We start from the raw sequence: 18,736 nt of genomic DNA on the forward strand, positions 1-18,736 counted from the left end.
TATATTTGGCAATAAACCTAATACTTAGTAGATTTTGTTCACACTTGTTAATTAATCTCTGGAAAAATATTAGATAGTAGATGATATTATTCCAAATACTTTGGCAAAAATTAAAAATCAGGACTTATGCAAAGCTACCATATACAGGGTTTAGGTGCGTTAGCGAAACGCACCCTACTAATAGCGTTCGTGCGTAAGTCCTGAAAAATATAATCAATTCCTTCTTTCTGTCTATTTCCTACTTATTCTTGAATATTATCATTATGTTTCAATATATACCTCATGGACACTGTTATCTATGGAATCATGGTTTAGTTAGCCTCCATTTAATCTCAGATACTCTGATTGCGATCGCTTACTATTCTATTCCTTTAATGTTAATTTACTTTATTAGACAAAGAGAGGATTTACCTTTTCTTTCTATATTCTGGCTATTTAGTTGGTTTATCATTGCCTGTGGTACCACTCATATTATGGAAGTCTGGACTCTATGGAATCCTACTTACTGGGTTTCAGGAATTATTAAAGCGATAACTGCCATCATTTCAGTATTGACAGCGTTTGAATTATTTCCTATAATTCCTCAAGCGTTAGCAATGCCAACTCCAGCTCAACTAGAAATAGCAAATCAACAACTGCAAAGACAAATAACTGAGCGTCAAAAAATAGAAAATGAACTTCGTCAAAGTGAACAACGTTATCGTGCTGTTATTGAAGATCAAACAGAGTGTATTGCTCGTTTTCAAACAGATGGAACTTTGACTTTGGTTAATGATACTTTTTGTCGCTATTTTGACAAGGAAAAAGCTGAACTAATAGGTCAAGTCTACCAACCTCTAATTTTTCCCCCAGATCGAGAAAAAATTGACAGTTTATTGGCATCTTTGAATCCAGAAAACCCAGTAGGAGAAGTCGAAAATCGAGTTTTTGTGGGAGAGCAAGTACGTTGGATGCAATGGATTAACCGCGGGATCTATAATACTGAAGGAGAGTTAATTGAATTTCAAGCAGTGGGGAGAGATATTAGCGATCGCATAGCTGCTGAGGAAGCACTCAAGAAAAGTGAAGCCAGATTTCGTGCTGCTTCGGAAGCAAGTTTAGACAGTTTCTTTATTCTGGAGAGTTTACGAGATGAAACCGGAAAGATAATTGATTTTACTTTTGTAGATATAAACTCCCCCACTGAAAAACTTATTTCTCTGACTAAATCAGAAGTATTGGGGCAAAGATTATGTAAAATATTTCCTATCTACTGTAGAGAAAGCTTTTGTCAAAAATACATTCAAGTGGTAGAAACAGGAGAGGTTCTTTCAGAAGAGTTCGCGACAGATAGCTTTGGAAATGATATCAAGTGGTTACAGCATACTGTGGTTCCCTTAGAAGATGGTGTGGCAGTGACGACTAGGGATATTAGTCAGCGCAAACAGTTGGAAATATCAAAATTGGCAGAACGAGAAGAACTTTTTCGGCAAGCTTTTGAGAATGCACCTATTGGTATGGCTTTGGTATCACCAGAGGGTAATTTAATTAGGGTTAATCATGCTTTATGTCAGATCGCTGGTTATGATGAAACTGAGTTAATGAGATTAAGTTTGACAAAAATTGTTCATCCTCAAAATATATTAGCTATTCTTGCTTCTTGTCAGGAAGTAATAGATAATAAACGGAATTTTTCCAAAATGGAGAAACAATACATTCATAAACAAGGGCAGATTATTTGGGCGATCGTTAGTATTTCTGCTGCATATAGCATTTTAGGAGTTCCTCTTCATTTGATTGTTCAAGTTCAGGATATTAGTCAACGCAAGCGGTATGAAATGCAGCAGAAAAATCTGATTACTAAATTAAAAAATAGTAACCGAGAATTACAAGATTTTGCTTATGTTGCTTCCCACGATCTCCAGGAACCACTGAGGAAAATTCAAGCTTTTGGCGATCGCCTGAAGTTAAAATACGCTGAAGCATTGGATGAAAAAGGGCGTGACTATTTAGAAAGAATGCAAAATGCTGCCCATCGAATGCAAACTCTGATTAGAGATTTATTAGACTTTTCTCGTGTGGGGACTAAAGCAGAAGAGTTTATATCTGTTTCTCTCTCTCAAATAGTAGCAGAAGTTCTGAGCGATCTAGAAACTACTATCGAGAAAACAAAAGCTAGGGTAGAAGTAGGAGATTTGCCAATGATTCATGCTGACCCTACCCAGATGCGACAACTGTTGCAAAATTTAATTAGTAATGCTATTAAATTTCATTTACCAGAACAGTCACCATTTGTCAAGGTAGAAGCAAAATTGATTCTAGAAACTGCTCAAGCAGAAATTAAGGTTTCTGACAATGGTATTGGTTTTGAGGAAAAGTATTTAGATAGGATATTTGCCCCTTTCCAACGGTTGCATGGTAGACAAGAATATGAAGGAACTGGGATGGGATTAGCAATATGTCGTAAAATAGTAGAACGTCATCAGGGTAGTATTACTGCCCATAGTTCTTTAGGTCAAGGAACTACTTTTATAATTACTTTACCACTTAAACAGTAGGATAAGAATGGCAAACATACAGAAAAAAACACTACCTATTTTGATAGCTGAAGACGACGAAGACGATCGTCTTTTAGCCATTGAAGCTTTTGAAGAAAGTCAATTATTAAATGAATTATATATTGTGAAAGATGGAGAAGAATTATTAGACTTTTTGTATCATAGAGGTGCTTATCAAGACCCTAAAAGTTCTCCTCGACCAGGGCTAATTTTATTAGACTTAAATATGCCTAAAAAAGATGGTCGGGAAGCTCTTAAAGAAATTAAAAGTGACTCTAATTTATGTTCAATTCCAATTGTGATTTTAACTACTTCTAAAGCGGAGGAAGATATTTATCGTTCTTATCTATTAGGAGGAAATTCTTTTATTGTGAAACCAGTAACGTTTGAGAGGTTAATAGAAATGATGAAGCAGTTGGGTAATTATTGGTTTGAAATTGTTGAACTTCCTACTTATCCCTAATTAGATATTGCCGATCGATTATCAAAGAATTGATGTAAAGATTCAGTTATCAGCTATCAGCTATTTTTTTTGTTTTAGATATAAACCTCATCTTTAAGACTATACTTTATAAATATCTCTTAGGTGCATCTCACATTTATTTGCAAAAATGCTTTTTTCCTCCATACCTATTTTCTCCATACCTATTTCCTGTTCCCTAAAAGCAATAAATTTTTCCCTTTCTTTATGTATTAGACATCTCCAGAAATAAAAAATAGAATCAATTCTCCCATACGAAAGCATCAATTACTCTTCCCAGTTAAGCGTTAAGTGTTCCCTGTTCCCTCTTTTCCGAAGATGTATATTGAGATGCACTTCATCTATCTTGATATAAAGCTTGATAATGGATAACTTTAAAAGCAGAGTCTTGTTGCTGTTAAAGGAATTCCGATCCAAGAAGTTAGCTAACAGCTAATAACTGTTGACGAAGCATTCCGCAGGAAATGCTTACCGAATAATTAATAATTAATAGTTAATAATTAATAATTAAAAGTTGATAGTCAATAATTATTCATTCAACAATTCACCCCTGGAACCCGGACTAAGGATTGGGGATAAATTTTCATGATTAGTCAATCCCCTTCTTTGAAGAAATAGTAATTATTAATTGTGCATGGCTTTATTGCTGAATAATTGGTAGATAAAGGGTTTAACATTTTTTAATTATAATAAAATAAGTACCATATTTTTAGTCTCACACACTCAAAAAGTTAGCATTTTTGCAAGAGTTGAACAAAAAAAATTACTTCTCAATTTTCCCGTATACTCCTTTTTCTTTGTATTGTAAAATGGCAAAATACAAAAATTTGATTTATCCTATATGTAATAATCCTATTTTATTTGTGTCAAAAATATTACTGTTTTTTTAGGGAACAAGGAACAAGGAAAAAGCGGGAGTTTCAGTTGATTTATTTACTTTCTGATTTGTCACAACCTCCGCACGGATTGCTATATATAAATAATATCATTAGGACTTACGCATGAACGCTATTGGTAGGGTGTGTTAGCCTAACGTAACGCACCAATAATCTATATATAGTGCCTTTGCGTAAGTCCTGATCGTGTTCGGATAATCAGTTATAAAAAAATTTCTCCCTTCTTTCCTTTTGTTTTCCCCCTTACTTCCTGTAAAGTGTCAGTATTCAAACGAACATAATATAACTACCTAAAAAAATACAAATTATTCCAATGAACCAAGAAATTATTAGAGTGCTTTTAATAGAAGATGATGAAGATGATTATCTTTTGCTTGATGATTTATTATCAGAATTAGAAAGACTAAAAGTCTTGTTAGATTGGGAAAATACTTATCGAGGAGGATTAGCAGCAATCAAGAAAAGTCAACATGATGTTTATTTAGTTGACTATCGTTTAGGAGAAAAAGATGGGTTAGAATTACTACAAACAGAAATTGTTAAAAATTGCCAAATACCAATTATATTACTCACAGCTCAAAACGATGAAGAATTAGATATAGCTGCTCTTAGTTTAGGTGCAGCAGATTATTTACATAAGTCAGAAATAAAATCATATATATTAGAGCGAGTAATTCTTTATGCAATTGAAAGAAATCAAAATTTCAAAGCTCTCAAAGAAAGCCAAGCTAAACTACAAGAAGCAGAAAAAATTGCTCATTTAGGTAACTGGGAATATGACATAAATACAGAAAAAATAACTTTATCTGATGAAGCTTCTAGAATTTTTGGTTTTAATGGCAATAAATCAGAAATAACTTATTCAGAATTGTTGAAAAGGTTCGTTTCTGAAAGTCAAGAATTATTAAAAGAAAATCTAGCTTTAGTATTAGAAAAAAAAGCTTATGCTGAATCAGAATACAAAATTATTCGACCTGATGGTAAATTTAGATATATCTATACTAAGTCTACTTTAGTAGTCAATAATAACTCCGAAACTAAAGGAATATTTGGTACAATGCTCGATATTACAGAGCGCAAAGAAGCTGAATTAGAACTACAAAAAATTCGGCAAAAAGAACATTTATTAGGGATAATTATAGACAGAATTAATCAGTCTTTAAATCTGGAAGAAATATTAGAAACTATCGTACATTCCGTTAGGGATTTTTTAGAATGCGATCGCGTAATTATTTACCGTTTTCTATCAGATTCAAGTGGTATTGTTGAGAAAGAATCTGTTAGAGAAGGTTATCCCACGCTTTTAGGTAGAGTTATTGGCGACCCGTTTTTTTCTGACGAAAATATTTTAGAACGATATAAGAAAGGTTATATAAATATAGTAAATGATGTCGATATTCGAGAAATTAAAGAGTCCTACCAAAATTTATTTAGGTTATTTCAAGTCAAAGCAAATATAGCATTACCTATATTAATTAATCAACAAGAAATAGAAACACAAACATCAGGAATTGTGGTGTGGGGATTATTAATTGCTCATCATTGTCGGGAAAAAAGGGAGTGGGAAAAATCTGAAACTGATTTATTAAAACGCTTGGCAAATAAGATAGGAATTGCTATTCAAAAAGCTCAACTTTATGATCGTTTAAAACAACTAAATCAAGAATTAGAAAAAATAGCTTATATTGATGTTTTGACAGGTGTTTATAATCGTCGTCACTTTGAAGAAAAATTACTAGAAGAGTGGAGAAGATTAGAAAGAGATCGGGCTTCAATGTCAATTATTATGGTAGATGTAGATTGTTTTAAATTTTATAATGATACTTACGGTCATCAGCAAGGAGATAAATGTTTACAACAGGTAGCTCAGACTATTCGTGCTACAGTGAAACGACCAGGAGATTTTGTGGCTAGATATGGAGGGGAAGAATTTGCAGTTGTATTACCAAATACTCCCATAAAAGGAGCTTTTCAAGTAGCAGAAAATATTAGAACAGAAATTGAAGCTTTAAAAATTCCTCACCAAGCTTCAGCAGTGAGTAAATGGGTGACAAGTAGTTTAGGATTAGCAAATATAAATTGTGACAGTCAATCTAATCCAGAGCTGTTGATTCAAGCCGCAGATATGGCTCTTTATAATGCTAAAATTTCTGGTAGAAATCGCGTGGAAATATATAATACATCCATGCAAAATCTGGAAGAGCAAAAACAAGAAATTAATTTAGTTAGACAACTAAAAGATGCTTTGGGGGAAAATCGTTTCTGTTTGTATGGTCAGACAATATTACCACTACATGAAGGTGTAAAAACCAAGCTTTGTGAAATTCTGCTCAGATTTTGGGATGGTTCTGGAAAAGTAATTTCACCAACTACTTTTCTCTCGGTAGCAGAGCGTTATCATTTAATGCTGAGAATTGACCGTTGGGTAATAAAAACTCTATTATCTTATTTGTCTCTACCTCAAATTACTAAGTTATACCAAGACTTAATTTTTACAGTTAATCTTTCTGGAGTTAGTATTAATGATAGTTCTTTTTCAGAATTTATTGAACATCAATTTGCTATTTCTCAGGTGTCTCCCAAACAAATTTGTTTTGAAATTACTGAGACTGTAGCTATTGCTAATTTAGAAAATGCAGCTAAGTTTATTCGGTCTTTAAAAAAATTAGGTTGTAGTTTTGTATTAGATGATTTTGGCACAGGAATGTCTTCTTTTTATTATCTGAAAAACTTGCCAGTAGATTACTTGAAAATTGATGGGATGTTTATTAGAAATATAGAACAAGATTCTCTTTCTCAAGGAATAGTAGAGAGTATTTATAATATTGGTAAAACAATGGATTTAAAGGTGATTGCTGAATATATAGAAACCGAATCTATTTTGAATAAAATTACTGATTTAGGTATTGACTATGGTCAAGGATTTCATATTGAGAAACCCAGTCAACTAATAACAATGGTATAAGATAAATAATAATGGATAATTACAGCAGATTCCAAGTATCTTAAATACAGATATTAATAATTAAATCTATCCAGTGCGAGCCGGAAAGCTCGCGGTGTGTACCTAACTAACTAGGATAATTAATAATTAATAATTAATAATGGATAATTACCGAAGAATTAATAACTAAATAATTAAATAATTCGCGCCTTGAAGCCTCCCCTTTAAAGGGGAAAAAGCGGTCCTCAGCGGAGCTTCCCGAAGGGTAAGATGGATGGGTTCCCTAACCATATCTAACGACCAACAGAAATAAATTTTTTCCTTTTATTCAATCCTCTTGCTTTTAGGGAGAGGTAATTATCAATTATCCATTATTGAAAGCAGATTCCAAGTAGATCAGGTAAAGCTCAATAATACTAACCTTGATTTTTAATGAGCATGACGCGAATAATTTCATTTACTCTCTTTTCCGGAATGTCGAGCGCTTCACACAAACTCTCTAAAAGCTCCTCTTCCTCTTTTGTAACTTGACCATCTGATAAAACAAGGTCAGTAGCGATCGCAAAAGCAGTCTCATACAAATCGTGGGGAAGCGACTTAAAAGCTGCATCAATAAGTGCTTCATCTCCCTTTTTTTTCTGGATTTCACCAAGTTTATCAAACATTCTCTCCATAACTTCACTGGAGTAATTTCTGAAAAGCTGCATTCGACCTAAAAAAGTAAGAAGTAAGTCAGTTTCAACATCAGCTAAATAATTATCAGCAGAAATTACCACTAACATAATAGCAGCAAATGATTCAGCAGGTCCTAAAATTATTTCACTTCTGACATTATCACTTTTGAGACTTTCAGATTGATGCACTCTGTCAAATAATCCCATTTTTTCTCCTTAGTTATTTTTTGTTTTCTTTAGTTCTAATATAGTAATTCAGTTGTGCCAGATTGTATAGAGTAGGAGCCGGTTTGTTTTTGAAATTAACGAATTTAAGTATTAGAAATTATAAAACAAAAGAAATAACTAAAATTTGCTAGTTTTCTGGTGACCACCCTTGGCATTAAGTCAATTAAAATTCTGATACCAAGATGAAAATTATGGTAAAGTATTAACTCAAAGTACCTCCTGTAAACTGGCTTGATTAGTAGAAATTAATGGGGTGCATTTCATTCATTAAGAAGTTTTTATATTAGTTAACCACTGTAGGGACGTTCCATGCAACCTCCCTACAAGATTTTGACTATGACGATGTGGTTCATCCGTTTAAAAAAGACTGTAAAATGAAAAACGCTATAATTTATAATAATCACTAAATAATTCAGATAAAGTCAATGAAAGTAATAGAAACCTACGGTAAAATTGATGATAAAGGAAATCTAATTTTAGAACATCCTCTAGAAATAAATATTCCTACAAATGTCCGAGTTATGATTTTTTTGCCAGAAGATTCTGAAAGGTCAGAAATAGAAACTGATAAAACTGAGGAAACTGATTTTGAAAAAGCTATGGCGATCTATAAAAAAGGTAGTGAAAAATATAAAAATGCGTTACGAGAGTTAGCATAATAAAAGAACCTATTTGGATAGACGAAATTATTGCTAAAGCTATTCATGCAGACCAAATTCTGCAACATGGAGGAAGTTCAGGAATTAGAGATGAAAATTTACTTGCTGCTAGTTTAGCTAGACCCCGACATTTGTTTATTTATGGTCAACCAAATTTATTTGAACTTGCCGCAGCTTATGGTTATGGTTTAGCTAAAAATCACCCTTTTATTGATGGAAATAAAAGAACAACTTTTATGGTTATGTATACTTTTTTAGGGCTAAATAATTATTTACTAGAAGTAGGGGAACCAGCAGTTGTAAAAATGATGGAACAGTTAGCAAGTGGGGAAGAAAATCAAGAATCTCTAGGGGAGTGGTTAGCAGAAAATTCTGTTAACCAAAACTTGTAATGGACTGACACATTTTATAGCAGTTTTCATGTTTTATAGAGTACAGAGATTTGGGGTTAAAGGAATCAGTTTTGTAGTCTATCTTTGTGAAAACCGCTATCAATAAATGGTACGTTAGCAAAAAAATATTCAAACCTTTATGCTTTATATAAAATCTGGATAATTACCAAACTATTAATAATTAATAGTCAATAATTATTCATTCAAAAATTCACGCCTTGAAGCCTCCCCTTGCATAGGGGATAAATAAAAAAATTTCCTTTTAGTCAATCTCCTTTTTTTAAGAAGGGGTAATTATTAATTATTAATTTTTTATTGTTATAGCAGGGAACAGGGAACAGTTGTTCAAGTGTTTCCGTGGTCTTTGATTCATCATCAGTCTATGTCCTAACCACCTTGGTGGCTGCTATAATTGCTGAATATACCCAAGTCCGCAGTGACGGTAACAGCTTGGCAGAAAGCAATCTCACGGGTGGGTGCAGATTGCTTCCTTTCGTGGATAGGGACAATTTTTCAACTGGATTTTAGATCGGTCTTATCTATAAAATTCAACAAAATATTAGCAGCTTCATCTAAGTTTTTGCCAAAAGAAATAATCCCATCTTCGTGACCTGCCATTACTAATATTTTTTCTGTTCCTAAATTCTCTTCATCAAACAAACGAAACATTTCTTTTGCCATTTGTGGAGTTCCATAAGGAACATCTGGATTAGAGGTAGGAACTTTAAACATTAGTTCTTGCCAAAGCTGATGATTATGAATATGAATAATACTCATAATTTCTGGTTGATAATAATAGATAGCAGCATGAGTTAAAGACTCCGAAGAAGCTTTAACAGCTCCGCAACAAGTTAAACTATTTTCTTCGATATTAAAATTAGTAACTACTGTATAATATTCTGGTTTTAATATTGGGAAATGAGCGGTTTGAGTTCCAGAAATAATAAATTGATAGGAGTTATTTATTCTATGACTAATATTACCAAAACCAATACCATTTTCATAAACTCCAATTAATCCTAAAGAGTGCATTAAGTCGCGTTTTTGCATTAGAGCAGTAATATGAAAACCTTCTACAGATTTTCCTTTTATCCAATCACAATGATATTTAATTACTCCTTCATCCATAACCATAAATTTGAAAATAATTATTAATGTATTAGGTTGTTAGCTAAATCAGGACTTACCTATTAGTAAGAAATTTCCACGTTTGAGATTGCTATCCTGACGGACTGCTTCGCAAACGCTCCTCGCGAGCAATGACAGAAATACGTTTTTCTGCATAAGTCCTGTAAATTATACTATGCAGACGAACTCAGAAACCGACGAACTCAGAAACCCAGTTTCTTTGTAGCAAAGCCAAACGGGTTTCTTTGTAGAAAAAATTGTAGGGGTTTGGTCTCCAAACCCAACCAAAAATGCGACAATCGAATATCCAAATTTTCTCATTTTCTTGAATGTTGATCAAACTAGGTTGTATAATGTAAAATGTAATTAGTTAATTAATTTAGGAAACAAAATTATGACAGAACAAAATCAACCAAAAGAGGGCGCTATCATAGAAATTGACGAGACTTCAAATCAAATTACTCCTACTTCTGGAGATAATAACCCTCAGCAAGAAACCCAAGAGTTAATAGAAGCAATCAAAAGATTAGCTCAGTCAGAAATGGAAACTGCTGGGGAGTTTACCCGTGAGAAGTATATTGAAGCAGTCAAACAAGCGAGAGAAACTATCGAACGGATCAGACTTATTGATCCTAAACAAATAGAGGATGCTGGTAAGCAATTAGAAAAAGATATTGAGACTAACTGGGAAACAGTAGTTAAGGAAGTTCAAGATTTTGGCGATCGCTTAGTTAAAGCAGGTCAAGCTGCTTGGGATGTGTTGACTAAACCTAAACAATAATTCTCTAAATTCTGAGAAACAGAAAAATCTAGCATTATGCGGTTTTTATAATCAGTAGACCACTGTAGGGACGTTCCATGGAACGTCCCTACAAAATTTTATTTGTTTTGACATTTCCAGAAAAGATGGATTATACCAAGCGTGAAAAAAGAATGCTGCAAAAAAGTCTGTCTCAATCAGATATACTTAAAAATAGCTGCTCTAATTTATTTTAGATAGTTTTATATATTATTTTTATCCTTTTTATGTTTTTATATATTCTTCTTTTTTTCTTCCTTACTTATAAAATTTGTAATCAACATTTATAAAATTGGTATTAGGGGGAAATAATGGATATTTTTACTTAAAAAAAATGAAAAAATATAATGAATAACCCTAAAGAAGATTATATAAAAACGTTTCTGGAATTAGAAAAAGCAGCATCAAAATTTTGGCCTACAGAATTAGCTGAAATGGAAGCAGAGTTAAGTATAATTCCATTGTTATTAAAAACACAAGAACAATTTATTAACATCTTAAGGATTGATGTATTTATTAGAATTAGAAGACTTATTTACAATAGTAAACTCTTCAGCTTTGTCAGGAAACTTATTTGTTAAGCATTTGGTTATTATGGCTGACTTTGGAGGAGAAATGCTCAAACGTATAAGTAGAGAATTTAAAAATTTGTTTCCTAATGAAGAAATGAAATATTACTGGAAAAGTAGTCAGCGCATTTATAAGTTTCAAGCCTTACCTACAAAAACCTTAAGCAATCAAACTCTTAAAATTAATGGAAAAGACCTTTTTGTAAAACATTCTTTAGATGAAAGACAAAAAAAAAGATGCCATTGCGCTTCTTTTATTTGGAAGTTCTTGCAGCAATACTAATCAAGAAATTGCTTCAATTTTAGCAAGATGTGAAATAGGTGATTATTTGGGTAAACCTAATGAATTAGATAGTTTTATTAAGCAGCGATATATTTGGGTTAGTCGTATTACAGGAGGTGCAAAATCTAATGCTTTAGGTCATTTAGCACAAAAGTTTGTTCCTCAGTACATATAAAGATGAAATTGGAATTATTGGAATTGAAGTAAAATCTGATGCTACCTTACCGAATAATTAATAGTTAATAGCTAATAATTAATAATCTAAGAGTTGATAGTAAATAATTATTCATTCAACAATTCACCCCTGGAAGCCTCCCCAAGAATTGGGGATAAATCAAAAATTTTTATGATTAGTCAATCCTCTTCTTTAAAGAAGGGGTAATTATTAATTATTAATTGTTCATTATTAATTGCTGAACTAATGTAACTCATACTGACCAAATTACAAGACGTTTAACTTCATTTGATATTATAGTCAGAAAAAAACAGAAATATGTAGCTATAGAAGTAAGTTTTCAAGTAACTACTAATAGTGTTATTGAACCTAAAGTCGGACAAGCAAAAGCTCGTTATGAACAAGTTGAAGCAGCAGGTCACAAAATTGCTTATGTTATAGATCGAGCAGGAAATTTTGAAAGACAGTCAGCTTGACAAACCATTTGTTTCCATAGTCATTGCACTGTAGCATTTTCTAAAAATGAGTTGTCAATTCTTTGTGATTTTTTGAGAAATTACTTAGAAAACAATAATGATTGAAAAAACTGAACAATTTACATACTATTTATAATTCTTATAAAATGACTAAAATTAGCTTTATTGACTTATTTGCTGGCATTGGTGGAATGAGATTAGGTTTTGAAAAAGCTGCCGAATATTTAAACATTGAAACTGAATGTGTATTAAGTAGTGAAATAAATCCTGACGCTGCTTTGGTTTATCATAAAAATTTTGCTGAATTTTCTTTAGGAGATATCCGCAAAATTGAAAAGTTACCACCATATCAAATATTATTAGCCGGATTTCCTTGTCAGTCTTTTTCTTATGCTGGTAAAAAAGCTGGTTTTGGGGATACTAGAGGTACGCTTTTTTTTGAAATTACCAGATTAATAGATACATATAAACCTCAAGCTTTTATCTTTGAAAATGTCCGTGGTTTGCTGACTAATGATCAAGGTAGAACTATCGAAACTATTAAACATGAAATTCAAAGTAGAGGCTATAGTTTTGACATATTTTTATTGAATAGCGCGAATTTTAATTTACCCCAAAATCGTCTCCGAATTTATATCCTGGGAGTTTTAGATAGTACGCCAAAATTTAATTTAATTTCTGACCTTGGTCCGAAAGATTCTCATTCTTATCATCCTCAACAATTATCTTTATTTTATCCTCTGAAAAAATCTATAACTGTGGCGGATATTTTAGAAGATAATCCAGATGAAAAATATAATTGTTCGGAAAAATTTGTCGCAGCTTTAAAAGAAAGATTAAATGGAGATTTGAATAAATTACACGGCATGAGGTTAATTGATTATCGGGGTGGAAATTCGATTCATTCTTGGGAGTTAGGATTGAGGGGAAAATGCAGTGTTGAAGAAATAGAATTAATGAACCGTTTGATTTTGAAACGGAGAAATAGTCAATTTGGTAAACATCAAGATGGTAAATTGTTGAGTCAGGAGCAAATAGCTAGTTTTTTTCCTCATCCTCAGTTAAATATTTTGCTCAATTCTTTAGTAAGTAAAAATTATCTGCAAATAGTCGAATCAAAATATAAACCAGTGGCAGGTAATTTTTCTTTTGAAATTTACAAATTTTTAGACACCGATAAAATTTCTGTAACTTTAGTGGCAAGTGATGCTAATAGGTTAGGAATTTATCATCAAAATAGAATTAGAAAAATTACTCCGAGGGAAGCTGCAAGATTACAAGGTTTTCCAGATAATTTTATTTTGCATTCTGACAATAATAAAGCTTATTATCAATTAGGAAATTCTGTAAGTATTAATGTAGTTAAAGCCGTAGCTCAAGAATTGTTATTAAATATAATTAACTAGCTATTAGCGTAAACATTCAGTCGTGAGCTAACAGCTATCAGCTATTTTTTTTAGTTTTTGACAAAAGCTTTATTATTCATAGGACTTACCCATGAACCCTACTGGTAGGTTGCGTTTTTGGCGCTTGAGCCAAGATGAAACGCTACGCGACATGAAAAGCGTATCTCGTAACGCACCAATAATCTATATATATATATATAGCGCCTTTGCGTAAGTCATGATTCAGAATAAATCTTGCTACAAAATCCAGTTTTCAAGCCTATATTAGTTTAAATATTCTCCTTAAAATTTAGATTTTTGATAGCTGTTTGAGCTTGAGTTAAAAATAGTCCATAATATAACAATTCTTGCAGTAGCTAGGATTAATTCAATCTCCTAACAAAATATTGCCATCTTTTTTTTTACTAAATCGAAATTTAACCTAAAATTATTAATCCTTTATAGGCATCCTCCTAATATAATGAAACAGTTTATTTCTTAGCTAAATTTCTCACTAGATAATTATGCGAACTAATTATTGTGGACAAGTAAATAGTAAAAGTATTGGAAAAACCGTTCATCTCTATGGATGGGTAGACCGTCGTCGGGATCATGGCGGAGTAATTTTTTTGGATTTGCGCGATCGCTCTGGCATTGTCCAAATTGTCAGTGACCCAGAACGGACACCAGATTCCTATCAAATAGCAGGGGATATTAGAAATGAATATGTGGTCGAAATCACTGGTCGAGTTAGTCGTCGTCCGGAAGAGTCTCTTAACCCCAAACTTCCTACTGGGGAAATCGAAATTTATGCTGATGATATTAAACTGTTAAATGGTTTAGGTAAGCAACTACCATTTCAAGTTTCTACTGCTGAAATGGAACCAGTACGGGAAGAGTTGCGACTCAAATATCGGTATTTAGATTTGAGAAGGGAACGGATGACTCGTAACTTGTTATTGCGCCATGAAGTTGTGAAAGCAGTACGTCGTTTCCTGGAGGACGAACAAAATTTTATTGAAGTCGAAACTCCTATTCTCACTCGTTCTACTCCTGAAGGAGCAAGGGATTATCTGGTTCCTAGTCGCGTTCATGCTGGGGAATGGTTTGCTCTCCCCCAGTCTCCCCAACTGTTTAAACAAATGTTGATGGTTTCTGGTTTTGACCGTTATTATCAAATTGCCCGTTGTTTCCGGGATGAAGATTTGCGAGCGGATCGACAACCGGAGTTTACTCAGTTAGATATGGAAATGAGTTTCATGTCTCAGGAGGAAATTATGGAATTAAATGAGCAGTTGGTAGCATACATTTTTCAGAAAGTTAAGGGTGTAGATTTATCTTTACCATTCCCCCGACTGACTTATGTGGAAGCAATGGAACGTTATGGTAGTGATAAACCGGATATTCGCTTTGGTTTAGAATTAGTGGATGTTTCTGATTTGGTAAAAGATTCTGGTTTTAAAGTATTTTCTGGTGCTGTTGCTGCTGGTGGAATAGTCAAAGTGTTGCCTATTCCTGGAGGTAACGATGCTATCTCTAATGTGAGAATTAAACCCGGTGGCGACTTATTCAAAGAAGCGAGTGAAGCAGGAGCAAAAGGTTTAGCTTTTATTCGCGTCAAAGAGGGAGGAAAGATAGATACTATTGGCGCTATCAAAGACAACCTCACGGAGGAACAAAAAGAGGAGTTGCTCAAACGCACCAATGCTGAACCTGGTCATTTATTGTTATTTGCTGCGGATCGAGTAAATACTGTGAACAAAACTTTAGATCGCTTGCGGTTAGTGATCGGGGAACAGTTGGGGTTAATTGATAAAAATAAAATCTGTCTCTTGTGGGTGACAGACTTTCCGATGTTTGAATGGAATGAGGACGAAAAACGTTTGGAAGCATTGCATCACCCATTTACTGCACCCCACCCAGATGATATTGATGATCTGACAACAGCACGAGCGCAAGCTTACGATTTAGTGTTTAACGGTTATGAAATCGGTGGTGGTAGTCGGCGGATATATCAACGAGATGTGCAGGAGAAAGTATTTGAAGCGATCAGTTTATCTGATGAGGAAGCTAATAATAAATTTGGCTTTTTATTGGAAGCGTTTGAATATGGCACTCCTCCCCACGGTGGTATTGCTTATGGTTTAGATCGGTTAACGATGTTGTTAGCAGGTGAGGAGTCTATTCGGGATGTGATTGCATTTCCGAAGACTCAGCAAGCAAGATGCTTGTTAACAAATGCACCTTCTGAAGTTGACAAAAAACAGTTGAAAGAGTTGCACGTTAGTTCCATTTCTAAACCGAAATCTTAGGTTTTTTAAGGAAAATTCCTGTAGGGGCGAATAGCCATTCGCCCTTACGTTTATTGCCATAATTAATCAAACTATTCCTGATTAAAATTTAACTCTGTTTGGGTATTAGAATGAAGTTTAAGTTTTTCATCTAAGCCAGTCTTTTTTCTAATATAGTTGGCTAAATCTGTTACACTCGCACCACCACCTGAGCTTTTCACTAGCTTTTTTTTACCATCCGGTTGCTGTGTCATATTGCCAAGCATATTATCCCAATTGGGGTTATATCGAGACCAATCAATTGTGGCTATCTTTTTTAAAATATCTTCCTTTTCTGAATCGGTTAACCGATTTTTGAGCAACATTTCTAAGTCATAGAAAATTAGACCTAAAGCACACCAACCAGGGTATGTATGGTGAATATAATCTTTATTTTCAAAGTTTTCTCCCATTAATGTAGCTAGTGTTTCCAGATAGTCCTCAATAGATATTTTTACATCTGCAAAAGTTTCACTGTTTAAGTAACGTTTACCCCTAATAGTTTTACTGTTACTTTTTTGGAAGTTGTAACCTTCACAAGCACCTCTAATAAACTTTAGTAAGCACTGTTGTGCGACAAATGCTCCACTTTTCTTTGTCACCCTCGTTGCATTTTTTTCCATTCCTCCTCTGCTTTCAATTACAGGAGTTTCTGCAATTGCTTTAGTAAGAGCTATGTATAAATCGCTCTGATCGAGTGCAACTGCCAAACTCTTAGAAACTGGAGTTGCTAAGAAATTAAAATCATGGAAAATTTGACCTAGTTGCTCAACTGTTAAATCTCCTGTTTTCTCAGTTGGAGCATAAATCGTCACTGGAAAAGTAAAGGAATTAACAACCTCAGTTTCTCCTTCTTCTATCAAATCCAGTGCCCCTGTTACTCTTGCTAAACCATCAAGTAGAACTCTAATATTTCTTGCTGAGAGGTCAAACTTTAAATAACCAATAGCACTGTCAATATCTTTTCCTGTTTCGTCATAGCTTTGAAAGACAGGAACGTTAACCATGCCAATAGATATGGCTGGAAATGCTCCTACCATATCTTCAGATCTGTCGCTTGCTATTCGTTTTTTAATGTATTCTGCGGTTGTTCTACTACGGTTGGCATCTGTTTTCCTTTGAAGATTTTCGTACAACTCCCTTAAGTCTGGCTGTAGTTTAGACCAATTTTTGCTGCGGGGATCGTGACCTAATAAATTGTGTATTTCTAGTGGCTTTACTGTCGTTTGAAAGACGTAAAGCTTACTACCATATTTTCCTTTGATACTAGGAACTGGAACCATTAGAGATAGTATAGTTTAACCTTGATAAATTTTAACTTTACTTTAGTAAGTATACAAGTTTTTCCTAACAGTGATACAATGAATTTAAACTTAGTATATTTAAGGAAAAGTTTGAGCTATGCTTTGTTGATAATTCAACCTTTGCTAAAAGTATATTTGCAGACTAACACTCAAAATCAAAAATCACTCACTTAAAGGAAATAATAAATTGACTCAAACTAACAAACTAAAAGCCATAGAATTATTTGCCGGAATAGGTGGTTTTCGTTTGGGAATGAAAGCTGCAAATATTGATACTATTTGGGCTAATAATATTAATAAACTTTCTTGTCAAGTTTATCAAAGTAATTTTAGTAATAGCTCCATAGTATTAGACAATATTAATCAAATTAATTCATCAGAAATTCCAGAACACGATATTTTAACGGCACGATTTCCCTGTCAACCATTTAGTCAAGCGGGTTATTTCAGTTATCAGTTATCAGTGAAACTCCGACTAAAGTCGGAGGCATCAAATACTGATTTCTCGGGAACCGTGTTAAATATTTTTTCATCCCCTTTTAAGAGGAGACTTTAGACCTCATTTTTTTGTAAAAAAATGGCAATTAGATATAAATTAAGGTGAACACTTTTTTAAGGAGTTATTGAAATAATTCAAGCTAAAAAGCCAAAATATTTTTTATTAGAAAATGTCAAAAGAATCTTGACTATGGAAAAAGACCATCATTTCCGAATTATATTAAATGCTTTTGCTTCCTTAGACTATTTTATTGAATGGCGAATTATTAACCCGATAAATTTTGGTATTCCCCAGAACCGAGACAGAATTTTTATTTTTGGTACTAGGATTAAATCTACACAAAAAACTCCCGATCTAGAAAAGCTTTCTGTATTTTTAACAGATAATGATATTGATAATTTACCTGGCAATGATAATAAGAAAATCGAAAAATATATGGAGCCTATTCTTAATTTCAGTAGTAAAAATTATTATTGGGGTATTGCTTATCAAAACAAAATGTACAGTCAATCTTTACCTTTAATGGCTGATATAAAACCCAGAAAAAAACTCAAATATATTTTGCAAGATGAATCAGAAATAAATCCACAATTTGACTTTACTTCTGATACTCTAGAAAGAATTAAACAGAGCCAAATTGTAAATAGATATTGTAATGGTGTGGAAATATTATATAACCAAGGTGGGGGAGCGCGTCTTGGCTATACAATATTTGGGATTAATGGGGTTACTTCTACATTAACCGCTTCTACTTCTAGACATTATGAAAGATATCAAGTTGGGAATAAATTTCGCCGTTTAACTAATATTGAATATGCTCGTTTAATGGGATTTCCCGATCATTGGTGTAGAGTTGCTAAAATTTACAATCAATATGCTTTATATGGTAATTCAGTTGTACCAGATTGTGTAGAATGGATTTGTCGAAGAATTGGTAAACAAAATTTTAGATTTAAGCATCAAGCTTGGCAACAATT

The 18,736-nt window shown here is 33.2% G+C and carries 16 protein-coding genes and 1 pseudogene; 14 read left to right on the top strand and 3 right to left on the bottom strand.

Translation table 11 applies throughout. The features are described from left to right. Window positions 1-263 precede the first annotated feature (263 nt). The 3 genes from VKJ25_RS15120 to VKJ25_RS15130 all read left to right on the top strand — a co-directional run bounded on the left by VKJ25_RS15120 (window position 264) and on the right by VKJ25_RS15130 (window position 6,879). Window positions 264-2,537, top strand: coding sequence for a PAS domain-containing sensor histidine kinase (locus VKJ25_RS15120; protein ID WP_324237462.1), 2,274 nt, complete (start codon window positions 264-266; stop codon window positions 2,535-2,537). Between the two features lie 7 nt (window positions 2,538-2,544). Beyond that, window positions 2,545-3,000, top strand: coding sequence for a response regulator (locus VKJ25_RS15125; RefSeq protein ID WP_324237463.1), 456 nt, complete (start codon window positions 2,545-2,547; stop codon window positions 2,998-3,000). 1,227 nt (window positions 3,001-4,227) lie between these two features. Then, on the top strand, window positions 4,228-6,879 hold the full coding sequence (locus tag VKJ25_RS15130) for an EAL domain-containing protein (protein ID WP_324237464.1): 2,652 nt from the start codon (window positions 4,228-4,230) through the stop codon (window positions 6,877-6,879). A gap of 395 nt (window positions 6,880-7,274) precedes the next feature. On the opposite strand, the gene VKJ25_RS15135 is transcribed toward VKJ25_RS15130, so the two are convergent. Then, the gene (locus tag VKJ25_RS15135) at window positions 7,275-7,739 is read right to left on the bottom strand and encodes a tellurite resistance TerB family protein (RefSeq protein ID WP_324237465.1); all 465 of its coding nucleotides are present in this window, start codon (window positions 7,737-7,739) and stop codon (window positions 7,275-7,277) included. Between the two features lie 446 nt (window positions 7,740-8,185). Between VKJ25_RS15135 and VKJ25_RS15140 the strand changes: the two genes are divergently transcribed. After that, on the top strand, window positions 8,186-8,419 hold the full coding sequence (locus VKJ25_RS15140) for a hypothetical protein (RefSeq protein WP_324237466.1): 234 nt from the start codon (window positions 8,186-8,188) through the stop codon (window positions 8,417-8,419). Window positions 8,420-8,445: 26 nt separating this feature from the next. Then, window positions 8,446-8,811 (top strand): type II toxin-antitoxin system death-on-curing family toxin, encoded by a 366-nt coding sequence (locus VKJ25_RS15145; protein WP_324237475.1) that lies wholly within the window; start codon window positions 8,446-8,448, stop codon window positions 8,809-8,811. 513 nt (window positions 8,812-9,324) lie between these two features. Here the strand turns inward: VKJ25_RS15145 and VKJ25_RS15150 are convergent. Continuing rightward, a complete protein-coding gene (locus VKJ25_RS15150; RefSeq protein ID WP_324237467.1) occupies window positions 9,325-9,945 on the bottom strand; it encodes a class II aldolase/adducin family protein in 621 nt (206 codons plus the stop codon). 388 nt (window positions 9,946-10,333) lie between these two features. On the opposite strand from VKJ25_RS15150, the gene VKJ25_RS15155 reads away from it, so the two are divergent. The 7 genes and pseudogenes from VKJ25_RS15155 to aspS all read left to right on the top strand — a co-directional run bounded on the left by VKJ25_RS15155 (window position 10,334) and on the right by aspS (window position 15,938). Further along, window positions 10,334-10,720: a hypothetical protein gene (locus VKJ25_RS15155; RefSeq protein WP_324237468.1), complete on the top strand. Its 387-nt coding sequence runs from the start codon at window positions 10,334-10,336 to the stop codon at window positions 10,718-10,720. Between the two features lie 365 nt (window positions 10,721-11,085). Further along, window positions 11,086-11,319 (top strand): hypothetical protein, encoded by a 234-nt coding sequence (locus tag VKJ25_RS15160; RefSeq protein WP_324237469.1) that lies wholly within the window; start codon window positions 11,086-11,088, stop codon window positions 11,317-11,319. Then, window positions 11,246-11,590, top strand: coding sequence for a hypothetical protein (locus tag VKJ25_RS24875; protein WP_483143746.1), 345 nt, complete (start codon window positions 11,246-11,248; stop codon window positions 11,588-11,590). Before VKJ25_RS15160 ends, VKJ25_RS24875 begins: the two co-directional genes overlap by 74 nt. Then, the gene (locus tag VKJ25_RS15165; protein WP_324237470.1) at window positions 11,526-11,765 is read left to right on the top strand and encodes a hypothetical protein; all 240 of its coding nucleotides are present in this window, start codon (window positions 11,526-11,528) and stop codon (window positions 11,763-11,765) included. The genes VKJ25_RS24875 and VKJ25_RS15165 overlap by 65 nt, the downstream gene beginning before the upstream one ends. Before the next feature lie 263 nt (window positions 11,766-12,028). Further along, a pseudogene (locus VKJ25_RS24880) lies at window positions 12,029-12,346 on the top strand (restriction endonuclease); the annotation flags it as partial. A gap of 41 nt (window positions 12,347-12,387) precedes the next feature. Continuing rightward, on the top strand, window positions 12,388-13,647 hold the full coding sequence (dcm, locus tag VKJ25_RS15170; protein ID WP_324237471.1) for a DNA (cytosine-5-)-methyltransferase: 1,260 nt from the start codon (window positions 12,388-12,390) through the stop codon (window positions 13,645-13,647). A 503-nt stretch (window positions 13,648-14,150) separates the two neighbouring features. After that, complete coding sequence (gene aspS, locus VKJ25_RS15175; protein ID WP_324237472.1) at window positions 14,151-15,938, top strand: aspartate--tRNA ligase; 1,788 nt, start codon at window positions 14,151-14,153, stop codon at window positions 15,936-15,938. Window positions 15,939-16,009: 71 nt separating this feature from the next. Here aspS and VKJ25_RS15180 read toward each other — a convergent pair whose 3' ends face one another. Then, window positions 16,010-17,239 (bottom strand): DNA sulfur modification protein DndB, encoded by a 1,230-nt coding sequence (locus VKJ25_RS15180; protein ID WP_324237473.1) that lies wholly within the window; start codon window positions 17,237-17,239, stop codon window positions 16,010-16,012. Window positions 17,240-17,447: 208 nt separating this feature from the next. Here VKJ25_RS15180 and VKJ25_RS15185 point away from each other — a divergent pair, with 208 nt between their 5' ends. Both VKJ25_RS15185 and VKJ25_RS15190 read left to right on the top strand, forming a co-directional pair. Next, the gene (locus VKJ25_RS15185; RefSeq protein WP_324237474.1) at window positions 17,448-17,816 is read left to right on the top strand and encodes a DNA cytosine methyltransferase; all 369 of its coding nucleotides are present in this window, start codon (window positions 17,448-17,450) and stop codon (window positions 17,814-17,816) included. 123 nt (window positions 17,817-17,939) lie between these two features. After that, window positions 17,940-18,736 (top strand): DNA cytosine methyltransferase (locus VKJ25_RS15190; RefSeq protein ID WP_324237476.1); only part of this gene is annotated, 797 nt, incomplete at its 3' end.

This window comes from Okeania sp., from assembly GCF_035285525.1.
GTDB lineage: Bacteria > Cyanobacteriota > Cyanobacteriia > Cyanobacteriales > Microcoleaceae > Trichodesmium.

What these genes read in the sequence shown, in the direction of transcription:
- VKJ25_RS15120 (WP_324237462.1), top strand. Translation starts at nt 264, where the DNA reads ATGTTTCAATATATACCTCATGGACACTGTTATCTATGGAATCATGGT.
- VKJ25_RS15165 (WP_324237470.1), top strand. Translation starts at nt 11,526, where the DNA reads ATGAAAGACAAAAAAAAAGATGCCATTGCGCTTCTTTTATTTGGAAGT.
- VKJ25_RS15160 (WP_324237469.1), top strand. Translation starts at nt 11,086, where the DNA reads ATGAATAACCCTAAAGAAGATTATATAAAAACGTTTCTGGAATTAGAA.
- VKJ25_RS15130 (WP_324237464.1), top strand. Translation starts at nt 4,228, where the DNA reads ATGAACCAAGAAATTATTAGAGTGCTTTTAATAGAAGATGATGAAGAT.
- VKJ25_RS15125 (WP_324237463.1), top strand. Translation starts at nt 2,545, where the DNA reads ATGGCAAACATACAGAAAAAAACACTACCTATTTTGATAGCTGAAGAC.
- VKJ25_RS15140 (WP_324237466.1), top strand. Translation starts at nt 8,186, where the DNA reads ATGAAAGTAATAGAAACCTACGGTAAAATTGATGATAAAGGAAATCTA.
- VKJ25_RS15135 (WP_324237465.1), bottom strand. Translation starts at nt 7,739, where the DNA reads ATGGGATTATTTGACAGAGTGCATCAATCTGAAAGTCTCAAAAGTGAT.
- dcm (WP_324237471.1), top strand. Translation starts at nt 12,388, where the DNA reads ATGACTAAAATTAGCTTTATTGACTTATTTGCTGGCATTGGTGGAATG.
- aspS (WP_324237472.1), top strand. Translation starts at nt 14,151, where the DNA reads ATGCGAACTAATTATTGTGGACAAGTAAATAGTAAAAGTATTGGAAAA.
- VKJ25_RS15155 (WP_324237468.1), top strand. Translation starts at nt 10,334, where the DNA reads ATGACAGAACAAAATCAACCAAAAGAGGGCGCTATCATAGAAATTGAC.
- VKJ25_RS15180 (WP_324237473.1), bottom strand. Translation starts at nt 17,239, where the DNA reads ATGGTTCCAGTTCCTAGTATCAAAGGAAAATATGGTAGTAAGCTTTAC.
- VKJ25_RS24875 (WP_483143746.1), top strand. Translation starts at nt 11,246, where the DNA reads ATGTATTTATTAGAATTAGAAGACTTATTTACAATAGTAAACTCTTCA.
- VKJ25_RS15150 (WP_324237467.1), bottom strand. Translation starts at nt 9,945, where the DNA reads ATGGTTATGGATGAAGGAGTAATTAAATATCATTGTGATTGGATAAAA.